Source organism: Staphylococcus sp. MSU001 (assembly GCF_052976705.1).
Genome location: NZ_JBRIKK010000020.1, coordinates 39,357 through 50,724, shown reverse-complemented (window position 1 = coordinate 50,724; position 11,368 = coordinate 39,357). Strand labels below are relative to the sequence as shown.

Here is an 11,368-nt window from a genome sequence, read left to right as displayed (position 1 = left end):
TTCCCTCAAGAGTCTCGCCAAAATACTTTGTATTTATATGTAATTTTACATTGAAATACTTTATAAAAAAGGCACTTTCGTATAATTTAATAAACATCACTAAACTAAATTAACGAAGTGCCTTATGCACAAAGATTATAATATGACTCAATATACTCTACCAATGGAAACTTCAGTTCTTATCCCCACAAATGATATTTCACGACATGTAAATGATATTATAGAAACAATTCCCGAGACTGAATTCGATGAATTCATTTGTTTGGACAATCAAAGACTAGGATTTAAAAGATATGCCTATCATCATGATAAAAATGGTTTTAAACGAGACTTTAAATAATATGAATGTGATGATTGTTCCGAATGTCCTCTGAAACATCAATGAATGAACTTTAATTCAAAACAAATAAAAAAATAATGAAGAATTATAATTGGGAATATTTTAAAGACAAAATTAATAAAAAGTTTTCAGAACTAAAAAATTTGATGTGGAGCCTGTTTTTGGATTTATGAAGGCTATATTGTGTTACACTCGAATGTCCGTTCGAGGGATAAATAAAGCCAAAAGAGAACTAGGATTTGTACTAATGGCACTTGATATAAGAAAAGTAACAGCTCAATGAGCTGAAAATAATCAAAAATTTATAAAAAAGACAATTTCGATATTTTTCAATAGAAATTGTCCTTATTTACTTATCTTGGAACTTTATGTCCCAGCCTACTTAATGCTCGATGATATTGTTTAGATAGTGAATGCGGTTCATTATAAAATAGTTTGTGCTTTAAAATGATGGAGTAAAGTGTCGTTTCAATTGCAACATATATTATAAATTAGTTAATAATATATGTTTTAATTTTGATCTCAATGCCATCCTAGAAAACCATATCCATGCCATTAGGGAAATCCCCGATTTTAAATTTAAATGTGAATTACATCACAAAAAACTGAAGTTTTGTTATAAGATGAACATGAAGAGAGAAATACAAAATGATTAAATTTCTGACCTTTTATAAAGTTACATTGTGTTTTGTATTAAAAATTTATATTGATAAAAGGGGCATTTAAAGTATGGCAAAACAAAAACTTGTAATGATTGGTAACGGCATGGCAGGGTTAAGAACGATAGAAGAGATTTTAGAACGTTCACAATCACAATTTGATATTACTATTATTGGAAAAGAACCTTATCCGAACTATAACAGAATTATGTTATCCAATATTTTACAGAAGAAAATGACCGTCGAAGATACGATTATGAATTCTTATGATTGGTATCAAGAGAATAATATTGAATTTATAAATAATGATCCAGTGGAAAAAGTTGATAAAGAAAACAAAATAGTTACTACTTCTAAAGGTATTGAAGTAGAGTATGACATTTGTATTTTCGCTACTGGATCAAAAGCTTTTGTATTACCTATACCGGGTTCAAATCTTCCCAGTGTCATTGGATGGCGAACAATTGATGATACAAATAAAATGATTGAAATTGCCCAAACGAAAAAACGTGCAGTTGTCATTGGTGGAGGTCTTCTAGGCTTAGAATGTGCTAGAGGACTTCTAGATCAAGGAATGGAAGTGACAGTTCTTCATTTAGCTGATTGGCTCATGGAAATGCAATTGGATCGTAAAGCTGGAGAAATGCTTAAAGCAGATTTAGAAAAGCAAGGTATGAAGATTGAACTTCAAGCAAATTCTAAAGAAATCATTGGTGATAAAGATGTTGAAGCCATTAAATTAGCTGACGGTCGGGTGATTGAAACAGATTTAGTAGTCATGGCTGTTGGTATCAGACCTTATACTGAAGTTGCTAAAGATAGTGGATTAGATGTCAATAGAGGTATTGTTGTAAATGATTATATGCAAACATCTGATTCTCATATTTATGCAGTCGGTGAATGTGCCGAACATGATGGGAAAGTTTATGGTTTGGTGGCGCCACTCTATGAACAAGGTAAAGTGCTAGCAGATTATTTAACTGGTAAAGAAACAAAAGGTTATAAAGGATCTACTACTTTCACTTCACTTAAAGTATCTGGTTGCGATTTATATAGCGCAGGGCAAATTGTTGAAGATGAAGATATCCATGGTGTAGAAATCTTTAATAGTGTCGACAATATTTACAAAAAAGTGTATTTAAGTCAAGGTCAAGTCGTTGGTGCTGTCTTGTATGGTGATACTGATGATGGATCACGATTTTATAATATGATGAAAAAACATGAAACGCTTGAAGATTATACACTTGTTTCTTTATTGCATAAAGGTGATGAAGATGCGGGGACATCTATCGCTGATATGTCTGATGATGAAACGATTTGTGGATGTAATGGTGTTGATAAAGGAACAATTGTCAATGCTATAACAACTAAAGGCTTAACGTCTGTAGATGAAGTAACTAAAGTAACAAAAGCAGGTAATTCATGTGGTAAGTGTAAAGGTCAAATTGGTGAGTTATTACAATATACATTAGGTGACGACTTTATTGCAGCAAAACCAACAGGTATTTGTCCATGTACTGATTTAACAAGAGACCAAATTGTAACTCAAATCAGAGCTAAAAATCTCAAAACATCAAAAGAAGTACGACACGTTCTTGATTTCAAAGATAAAGATGGTTGTCCTAAATGTCGACCAGCAATTAATTATTATTTAAATATGGTTTATCCTTTTGAACATCGAGATGAAAAAGACTCTCGCTTCGCTAATGAAAGATATCATGCAAATATACAAAATGATGGTACTTTCTCAGTGATCCCTCAAATGCGCGGTGGCGTTACAGATGCTGATCAACTTATTCGATTAGGGGAAGTTGCTAAAAAGTATAACGTACCACTTGTTAAAGTAACAGGTTCGCAACGTGTAGGTTTATATGGATTGAAGAAAGAAGAATTACCACAAGTTTGGAAAGATTTAGGAATGCGTTCTGCTTCTGCTTATGGTAAAAAGACGCGTTCTGTTAAAAGTTGTGTTGGTAAAGAGTTTTGTCGTTTTGGTACACAATACACAACTCGACTAGGAATAAGACTTGAAAAAACATTTGAATATATTGATACCCCTCATAAATTTAAAATGGGAGTATCAGGTTGTCCGAGAAGTTGTGTAGAGTCTGGTGTTAAAGATTTTGGTGTCATATCTGTTGAAAACGGCTACCAAATATTTATCGGAGGTAATGGTGGCACTGATGTTACTGTAGGTAAATTGTTAACGACAGTTGAAACCGAAGATGAAGTGATTCAATTATGTGGTGCCCTCATGCAATATTACAGAGAAACAGGTATTTACGCTGAAAGAACAGCACCATGGTTAGAACGTATGGGCTTTGAAAATGTCAAGAATGTCTTATTAAATCAAGAAAAGCAAAAAGAACTGTATTTAAGAATTATGGAAGCCAAAAAAGCTGTTGAGAATGAACCATGGGAAGCTATTGTTGAAAATAAAGAAGCACAAAAAATCTTTGAAGTTGAGAAGGTGTAAGAATGAAAGCTAAAGAAAAGGTTAAGGTTACAACAATGAATGAAATGATTCCTCAAATAGGCAAAAAAGTCGTTGTAAACGAAAAAGAAATAGGTATTTTTCTCACAGATAATGGTGATTTATATGCCATTGGAAATATATGCCCGCATAAAGAAGGACCGTTGTCTGAAGGGACTGTAAGTGGTGATTATGTTTACTGTCCGTTACACGATCAAAAAATAGCTTTAAAGACTGGAGAAGTACAACAACCTGATACAGGATGCGTAGAAACATATGAAGTAGAAGTTATTAATGGAGATATTTACTTATGTCTATAACTTATCCTGGCACAGTTTATCTAATCGGTGCAGGACCAGGTAATCCAAACTTACTAACTAAAAAAGCTGAACGGTTAATTAGAGCAGCTGACGTGATTTTATTTGATCGTCTCGTGAATCCTTTCATCTTACAGTATGCTTCTTCTCAAACAAAAGTGATTAATGTAGGAAAGAAACCTTATTGTAAACACATTCAACAAGATGAGATTAATCAAAAAATTGTTGAAGCAGCCAAACAATATCGATGTGTGGTGAGACTAAAGGGGGGCGATCCTGCGATTTTTGGTAGAATTACAGAAGAAGTACAAACATTAGAAAATCATCATATTCATTATGAGATTATCCCTGGTGTGACATCAGCAAGTGCTGCTGTAGCAACTATGAATATGGGATTAACGATGCGTTCTATCGCACCGAGTGTGACCTTCTCAACTGGTCATTTTAAAGATTCGGTTAATCACGATACGGATATTAGGAACTTGATTAATGGAGGCACTTTAGCTATTTATATGGGCGTGAAAAGATTAGGTCAAATTATTAAACAAATTGAATCATATACGAATGAAGACTACCCCATTGCAATAGTGTTTAATGCATCCTGCTACAATGAAAAGATTGTTATAGGTCATTTAAGTACAATTGAAGAACAATTGGCTTCCCAAAAACTAGAAGGTCATCCAGGCATATGCATTTTAGGTAATATACTTGATGACACTAATCGTACTTTGTTGAATAATAATGAGGTTGACAAAGGTAATCTATATTTAATCAAGGGAGATAAAGAGCGTGCAATTGCAAAGGCTGAAACTTTATATGATGAAGGAATCCAATGTCTGATTGATTTTGACCATAGCTACCACATTTCTCAACAAAACGTGTATAACGAAATGATTAAACACAAAAGTATTAAAACAATATATGTATAAAACATTTGGGTCTACAAGTTCATTATGAATTTGTAGGCCTTATTTTTTAGGGAATCTCTAATATCAATTAGGACATTCCCTAATATAATGACTTTGTGAAAAAATGTACAATAAAGATAAGGCACAATACCTATGCATTTATAAAGGATATAAACTTGTATGGTGGGAGGATTAATAAAATGGGAAAATTTGGATTGAATTTCTTTAAGCCGACAGAAAAGTTTAATGGAAATTGGTCGGTATTAGAGCATAAAAGTCGAGAATGGGAAAAGATGTATAGAGAAAGATGGAGCCACGACAAAGTTGTGAGAACGACGCATGGTGTTAACTGTACTGGATCATGTTCATGGAAAGTATTTGTCAAAAATGGCGTAATTACATGGGAAAATCAACAAATTGATTATCCAAGTTGTGGACCTGATATGCCAGAATTTGAGCCAAGAGGTTGTCCGAGAGGTGCATCGTTTTCTTGGTATGAATATAGTCCGTTAAGAGTTAAATATCCTTATATTAGAGGTAAATTATTAGATTTATGGACCGAAGCGCTTGAAGAACAAAATGGAAACCGAATTGCGGCATGGGCATCCATCGTAGAAAATGAAGAAAAAGCCAAACAATATAAAGAAGCAAGAGGTAAAGGTGGACACGTCAGAGCAAATTGGAAAGATGTCACAGATATTATTGCAGCTCAAATTTTATATACCATAAAAAAAGATGGACCGGATCGTATTGCTGGATTTACTCCTATTCCTGCTATGTCGATGATTAGTTATGCTTCAGGTGCAAGATTTATTAATTTGTTAGGTGGAGAAATGTTAAGCTTTTACGATTGGTATGCCGATTTACCACCTGCTTCTCCACAAATTTGGGGTGAGCAAACAGACGTGCCAGAATCCAGTGATTGGTACAATGCTTCATACATTATGATGTGGGGATCAAACGTTCCATTAACACGTACACCTGACGCACATTTTATGACTGAAGTTAGATATAAAGGGGCGAAAGTTATTTCAGTAGCACCTGATTATGCTGAGAATGTTAAGTTCGCCGATCATTGGCTTGCACCACATCCGGGTACAGATGCAGCGATTGCACAAGCAATGACACATGTTATTTTACAGGAATATTATGAAAATCATCCGAATGATATGTTTATTAACTATGCTAAGCAATATTCTGATATGCCGTTTGTCATTATGTTAGATGAAGATGAGAATGGCTATAAAGCAGGTAGATTCTTGCGTGCTTCTGATTTAGGGATGTCAGGTGAAAATAATGAATGGAAGCCAGTTATTCAAGACAAATTGAGTCAACAATTACTTGTTCCTAATGGCACAATGGGCCAACGCTGGGAAGAAGGTAAAAAATGGAATTTGAAACTTGAAACAGAGGACGGTACACCGATTGATCCAATGTTATCAATGGCTGAAAGTGACTATCATGTTGAAACGATTCAATTTCCATACTTTGATAGCAGTGGTGATGGCATCTTTGAGAGACCTATTGCAACGAGAACTATTCAATTAGCTAACAGAGAGAAAGTTAAAATCGCTACGGTTTATGATTTAATGACGAGTCAATATGGTGTCCAACGTTTTGAACACGAACTAGAAGCTACATCATATGATGACGCATCTTCTAAATATACGCCCGCTTGGCAAGAACAAATTACAGGTATCAAAAAAGAGTTAGTGACGAAAGTGGCAAAAGAATTTGCACAAAATGCTATTGATACTGGTGGACGTTCAATGATTATTATGGGGGCTGGTATCAACCATTGGTTTAACTCGGATACTATTTATCGTTCAATACTTAACTTAGTACTATTGTGTGGATGTCAAGGTGTTAACGGTGGTGGTTGGGCACACTATGTTGGACAAGAAAAATGTCGACCAATTGAAGGATGGAATACTATTGCATTTGCTAAAGATTGGCAAGGTCCTCCACGTTTACAAAATGGTACAAGTTGGTTTTATTTCGCTACAGATCAATGGAAGTATGAAGAATCAAATGTAGATAAATTGAAATCACCATTAGCTGAAAATATTAAGCATCAACATCCAGCTGATTACAATGTAACGGCTGCTCGTATGGGTTGGTTGCCTTCATATCCACAGTTTAATAAAAACAGTCTATTGTTTGGAGAAGAAGCTAAAGATGAAGGTGATGATTCAAATGAAGCTATCCTACAAAAAGCGATTGAATCAGTTAAAAATAAAGATACACAATTTGCGATAGAAGATCCAGATTTAAGAAAAAACCATCCTAAAACATTATTTGTATGGAGATCTAATTTAATTTCTAGTTCAGCTAAAGGACAAGAATACTTTATGAAGCACTTGTTAGGTGCGCGCTCTGGTTTAATGGCAGAGCCAAATGAAGATGATAAACCAGAGGAAATTAAATGGCGCGAGGATACAGAAGGGAAACTTGATTTATTAGTATCACTTGATTTCAGAATGACTGCAACGCCATTATATTCAGATATCGTTTTACCTGCTGCAACTTGGTATGAAAAACATGATTTATCTTCAACAGACATGCATCCATTTATTCATCCATTTAATCCAGCAATCGACCCATTATGGGAATCGCGTTCGGACTGGGATATTTATAAAACTCTAAGTAAAGCTGTTTCAGAAATGGCCAAAGATTATCTTCCAGGTAAATTTAAAGATGTCGTAACTACGCCATTAGGACATGATTCTAAACAAGAAATTTCAACTGAATACGGTATTGTAAAAGATTGGTCTAAGGGAGAAATTGAAGGTGTACCAGGTAAAACAATGCCTAATTTTTCTATAGTAGAGCGAGACTATACACAAATTTACGATAAATTCGTTACTGTTGGTCCAAAACTAGAAAAAGGAAAAATAGGTGCCCATGGGGTGAGTTATAGCGTTAGTGAAGAGTACGAAGAACTTAAAAGTATGGTTGGAACTTGGAATGATGATAATACTACTTCAGTTAAAAATGATAGACCGAGAATAGATACAGCGAGAAAAGTAGCAGATGTCATTTTGAATATATCCTCTGCTACAAACGGCAAATTATCACAAAAGTCATATGAAGATTTAGAAAATCAAACAGGTATGGAACTTAAAGATATTTCTAAAGAACGTGCTTCTGAAAAGATATCATTTTTAAACATTACTTCTCAGCCAAGAGAAGTGATTCCAACTGCAGTATTCCCTGGCTCTAATAAAGATGGAAGACGCTACTCACCGTTTACAACTAATGTGGAACGTTTAGTGCCATTTAGAACGCTAACTGGACGTCAAAGTTATTATATAGATCATGAGGTATTCCAACAATTTGGAGAAAGTTTACCGGTATATAAACCAACTTTACCTCCAATGGTATTTGGTGCTCGTGATAAAAAAGTTAAAGGTGGACAAGATACATTAGTGCTTCGATACCTTACACCTCATGGAAAATGGAACATTCATTCAACTTATCAAGATAATGAACGCATGTTGACATTGTTTAGAGGTGGGCCAGTTGTATGGATTTCAAATGAAGACGCTGCTGACCATGGCATTAATGATAACGACTGGTTAGAAGTATACAACAGAAACGGAGTTGTTACTGCCAGAGCTGTAACATCTCATCGTATGCCTAGAGGCACAATGTTTATGTATCATGCACAAGATAAACACATAGAGACACCTGGTTCTGAAATTACTGATACTCGTGGAGGTTCTCATAATGCACCTACTCGTATTCACTTGAAACCTACTCAATTAGTAGGAGGATATGCACAAATTAGTTATCACTTTAACTATTATGGACCAATTGGAAATCAAAGAGATGAGTATGTAGCTGTTAGAAAAATGAAGGAGGTCAATTGGCTTGAAGATTAAAGCACAAGTTGCAATGGTATTGAATCTAGACAAATGTATTGGTTGTCATACTTGCAGTGTGACATGTAAAAACACATGGACAAATCGACCTGGTGCAGAGTATATGTGGTTTAATAACGTAGAAACGAAACCGGGCGTAGGATATCCAAAAAGATGGGAAGACCAAGGACAATATAAAGGTGGTTGGGTGCTAAATAAAAAAGGAAAGCTTGAATTAAAATCTGGTAATAGATGGTCAAAGATTGCTTTAGGTAAAATCTTCTATAATCCTGACATGCCACTCATTCAAGATTATTATGAACCATGGACATATAACTATGAACATTTGACCAATGCCAAACAAGGACAACACTCTCCCGTGGCGACAGCACACTCTTTAATTTCAGGTGATAGATTGAATCTTAAATGGGGACCAAACTGGGAAGATGATTTAGCTGGAGGCCACATTACAGGACCAGAGGATCCAAATATTCAGAAAATAGAAGAAGATATTAAATTCCAATTCGATGAGACATTTATGATGTATTTACCAAGACTATGTGAACACTGTTTAAATCCAAGTTGCGTAGCATCTTGTCCATCAGGAGCTATGTATAAACGAGATGAGGATGGTATCGTACTCGTCGATCAAGAAGCCTGTCGAGGTTGGAGATACTGTATGACTGGATGTCCGTATAAAAAAGTATATTTTAACTGGAAAACGAATAAAGCTGAAAAATGTACATTTTGTTTCCCACGAATCGAAGCTGGTATGCCAACTGTATGTTCAGAAACTTGTACAGGACGTATGAGATATTTAGGTGTTTTATTATATGACGCAGATCGTGTTCAAGAAGCGGCTTCAGCTAAAGATGAAAAAGACTTATACGAAAAACAATTAGACCTATTCCTTGATCCATTTGATGAGGAAGTCATTGCTCAAGCTGAAAAAGATGGAATAAATCAAGAATGGATCACAGCAGCTCAAAACTCACCAGTGTATAAATTGGCAATAGAATATAAAATGGCCTTTCCATTGCATCCTGAATTTAGAACTATGCCAATGGTATGGTATTGTCCACCTTTAAGTCCTATTATGAGTTATTTCGAAGGTGAAAATGCAGGTCAAAATCCAGACATGATTTTCCCAGCTATTGAAGAAATGCGTTTACCTATTCAATACTTAGCAAATTTATTAACTGCTGGCGACACAGAACCTGTTAAAGAGGGCTTACAAAAAATGGCGATGATGCGAAGTTATATGCGTTCTCAAATAACAAACCAACCTTTCGATACATCTAAATTAGAACGATTAGGACTTACTGAAAGACAGATGACTGAAATGTATCGCTTACTAGGTATTGCTAAATATGAAGATCGTTTTGTTGTGCCTTCTTCTCATAAAGAAACATATTTAGATACTTATAAAGCGCAAGGAAGTCAAGGTTATGGTGGAGAGTACTTTGGCTCTAATTGTGAAGGTTGTGGTGTTGCAGTTCAATCAGGTAAAACTGGACAAGAAATTTATAATGAAAATTTCTATGGAGGGATCTTCCGTGATTAACCTTGAACAATTAAGTCAATACCAAGATAGCTTAGGCTATCTTGGTCAACAAATGAATTTTCCAGAAAAAATGACATTTCACCCAAAAATATTTGAAGAAACCATTTCTAAGTCTCATCCTGGCTATGAAGAATTGCTTGCATATAGAGAAATCATGATGAATTATACTTTGTCAGAAATTAAAGCTATCTATACAGATACATTTGATTTTAGTAAAAAACACCCACTCTATATGACATTTAATAAATTTGACACGCAAAAGGAACGTGGACAAATGCTAGCTAAATTGAAGGTTTTATACGAAATGTTTGGACTAAAAATGGTTGATAATGAATTATCTGATTTTCTTCCATTGATGCTACAGTTTTTGCAAGTTGCTGATTTTAAAAATGATAGTCGAGCACAGGAAAACCTTCAACTAGTCATTATGATTATTGAAGATGGCACATATGAAATGGCAAATACCCTTGCTGAAAACAATAATCCCTATGCATATGTTGTCAGTGCATTAAGAAAAACGTTAAAAGCGTGTATCATGCCTTTGAAAGAGGTGGAAAATCATGCTTAATCAATTTGTATGGGTTATTTATCCATATTTATGTTTAGCAATATTTGTTATTGGACATATCGCAAGATATAAATACGATCAATTTTCATGGACAGCAAAGTCGAGTGAAATGATTGAAAAGAAACAATTAAAATGGGGAAGTTTACTTTTTCATTTAGGTATTATTCCGGTGTTCTTTGGTCATGTTGTGGGATTATTGATTCCCGCTAATTGGTTAGAGGCGATAGGTGTAAATAATCATATCTATCATATAGGTGCAGTTTATATAGGTAGTGTTTTTGGTATAATAACATTAATAGGAATGTTGTTGCTAACTTTAAGACGACTATCCATCAAAAATGTTAGACGATTAAGTTCATTTTCAGATATATTCGTGAATCTCGTTTTGTTGATTATTTTAATAATGGGTTGTTATTCTACGCTTGTAACCAATGCGATTCAACCTGAATTTGATTATCGTCAAACCATTGCGATATGGTTTAGACATTTATTCATGTTTTCTCCAAATGCTGACTTAATGTTAAACGTGCCTTGGTCGTTTAAACTGCACATATTATTAGGGTTTATAGTATTTGCGTGTTGGCCATTTACTCGTTTAGTACATGTTTGGAGTGTACCACTGTCTTATATGAATAGAAGATACATTGTTTATCGCAAAAACAAAATTTAATTTATT

7 protein-coding genes and 1 pseudogene are annotated in these 11,368 nt (G+C 34.5%); all 8 read left to right on the top strand.

The window, feature by feature from the left end; all coding sequences use genetic code 11:
- Positions 1–247: 247 nt before the first annotated feature.
- A pseudogene (locus ACVBFA_RS09805) lies at positions 248–726 on the top strand (transposase); the annotation flags it as partial.
- Between the two features lie 343 nt (positions 727–1,069).
- Entirely contained in the window at positions 1,070–3,475 is a 2,406-nt protein-coding gene (gene nirB, locus ACVBFA_RS09800) for a nitrite reductase large subunit NirB (protein WP_126122610.1), read from the top strand.
- Between the two features lie 2 nt (positions 3,476–3,477).
- Positions 3,478–3,792, top strand: a complete 315-nt coding sequence (gene nirD, locus ACVBFA_RS09795; protein WP_002447195.1) for a nitrite reductase small subunit NirD — start codon at positions 3,478–3,480, stop codon at positions 3,790–3,792.
- Positions 3,783–4,718 (top strand): uroporphyrinogen-III C-methyltransferase, encoded by a 936-nt coding sequence (gene cobA / locus ACVBFA_RS09790; protein WP_046044605.1) that lies wholly within the window; start codon positions 3,783–3,785, stop codon positions 4,716–4,718. Before nirD ends, cobA begins: the two co-directional genes overlap by 10 nt.
- 179 nt (positions 4,719–4,897) lie before the next feature.
- The gene (locus ACVBFA_RS09785; protein WP_447158818.1) at positions 4,898–8,581 is read left to right on the top strand and encodes a nitrate reductase subunit alpha; all 3,684 of its coding nucleotides are present in this window, start codon (positions 4,898–4,900) and stop codon (positions 8,579–8,581) included.
- Positions 8,571–10,124: a nitrate reductase subunit beta gene (narH, locus tag ACVBFA_RS09780; protein ID WP_001831534.1), complete on the top strand. Its 1,554-nt coding sequence runs from the start codon at positions 8,571–8,573 to the stop codon at positions 10,122–10,124. Before ACVBFA_RS09785 ends, narH begins: the two co-directional genes overlap by 11 nt.
- Entirely contained in the window at positions 10,117–10,692 is a 576-nt protein-coding gene (gene narJ, locus ACVBFA_RS09775) for a nitrate reductase molybdenum cofactor assembly chaperone (protein ID WP_002475314.1), read from the top strand. Before narH ends, narJ begins: the two co-directional genes overlap by 8 nt.
- Positions 10,685–11,362, top strand: a complete 678-nt coding sequence (narI, locus tag ACVBFA_RS09770) for a respiratory nitrate reductase subunit gamma (protein WP_447158817.1) — start codon at positions 10,685–10,687, stop codon at positions 11,360–11,362. Before narJ ends, narI begins: the two co-directional genes overlap by 8 nt.
- The last annotated feature ends 6 nt before the right edge of the window (positions 11,363–11,368 follow it).